This is a genomic window from Methylibium sp. T29 (genome assembly GCF_000576205.1).
GTDB classification, from domain to species: Bacteria; Pseudomonadota; Gammaproteobacteria; order Burkholderiales; family Burkholderiaceae_C; genus Methylibium; species Methylibium petroleiphilum.
This window is the reverse complement of record NZ_AZND01000446.1, coordinates 1-1,662: the sequence shown is the minus strand read 5'-3', so window position 1 is coordinate 1,662 and position 1,662 is coordinate 1. Positions and strand designations below refer to the sequence as shown.

Genomic DNA, 1,662 nt, shown 5'->3' with positions numbered 1-1,662 from the left:
CAGCGCGCACCCCAGCAGTCGGCGCGCTGCACGCGCGCCAGCAGCGCGCCGCCGGCACCGAGCGCCCGCATCACCGCGAACTCGCGGGCACGCTGTTCGCGCGTCGCGGTGACTGCGGCGAACAGCACCACCAGGCCGGTCGCGAGCGTGAAGCCGAACAGGAACTCGACCGCGCGGATCACCTGGTCGAGCACGCGCTGCACCTGGGCGATCGACGCCGACACGTCGACGTTCGTGATGTTCGGGAAGGCCCGCGACAGCGCGTTGTCGAAGCCCGGCGCGCCCGGCTGGGCCGGCGGTGCGCGGAACGCCGCGATGTAGGTGGCCGGCAGCTCCTCGGGCAGGTTGGCGGTCGGGAACAGCACGAAGAAATTCACCCGCATCGAGCCCCAGTCGACCTTGCGCAGGCTGGTGATGCGGCCGTCCTGCTGCACGCCGGCGATGTCGAAGCGCAGCGTGTCGCCGAGCTTCACGCCCAGCGTCGCCGCCAGCCCTTCCTCGACGCTGATCGCGCCGGCCTCGTCGGCCGTCCAGCGCCCCGCGACGACCTGGTTGTGGCCCGGCAGCCGCGCGTCGTGGCTGAGGTTGAACTCGCGCTCCACGAGGCGCTGCGCGCGGTCCTCGGCGTAGTCCTCGGGCTTGACCGGCTTGCCGTTCACCGCGACCAGCCGGCCGCGGATCATCGGATACCAATCGTAGGTCTTCACGCCGGCGTCACGCAGCTGCCGCTGGAAGGCCTCGCCCTGCTCGGGCTGAACGTTGATGACGAAGCGGTTCGGCGCATCGGGCGGCGTGGCCTGGCGCCAGCTGCTGATCAGGTCGGTGCGCAGCAGCACCAGCAGCACCAGCGCCAGCAGACCGACACTCAGCGCGCTGACCTGCAGCACCGCGAAACCGGGCCGCGCCGCGACCTGGCGCGTCGCCAGCACCAGCCAGCGCGGCGCACCGGCGGCCGACGACGGCACCGCGCGCCGCAACGCCTGCACGGCCAGCCACGACAACAGCGCGAACACCGCGATCGCGAGCGCGAATCCGCCCACCGTGATGAGGCCGAGCCTCAGGTCCGAGGCCACCGCCAACAGCAGCGCCGAGAAGCCCGCAAAGCCGGCCAGCAGCACGCCGACCGACGCCGGCCGCAGTTCGCCCAGGTCGCGCCGGATCACGCGCAGCGGCGGCACCTGCGCGAGCTGCAGCACCGGCGGCAGCCCGAAGCCGAGCAGCAGCGTGAGCCCCACGCCCAGGCCGAACAACGCCGGCCACACGCTGGGCGCCGGCAGCGCCGAATCCACCAGCCCGGCCAGCAGCGCGACGAACACGAAGTGCACCGCCAGGCCGAGCAGCACGCCCAGCGCGCTGGCGATCAGCCCCACCACCGCGAACTCCACGGTATAGGCCCCGGCGATGCGACGCTGCGGCTGGCCCAAGACGCGCAGCATGGCGCAATCGTCGAGGTGGCGGCCGGCGAAGTCACGTGCGGCGATGCCCACCGCCACCGCGGCCAGCAGCGCGGCCAGCAGCGCGACGAGGTTCAGGAACTTGGCGGCGCGGTCCAGCGTCTGGCGCATCTCCGGGCGACCGCTGTCGAGCGACTCGATGCGCAGCCCGCGCCAGCCCAGCGCCTTGGCCTCGGCCTCGGCCCACGCCACGTAGCGGCGCACCGCC

1 protein-coding gene is annotated in these 1,662 nt (G+C 73.3%); it reads right to left on the bottom strand.

Annotated elements, in window-relative coordinates:
• On the bottom strand, nt 1-1,662 hold a 1,662-nt coding region (locus x551_RS21895), incomplete at both ends, for an FtsX-like permease family protein (RefSeq protein ID WP_036251431.1).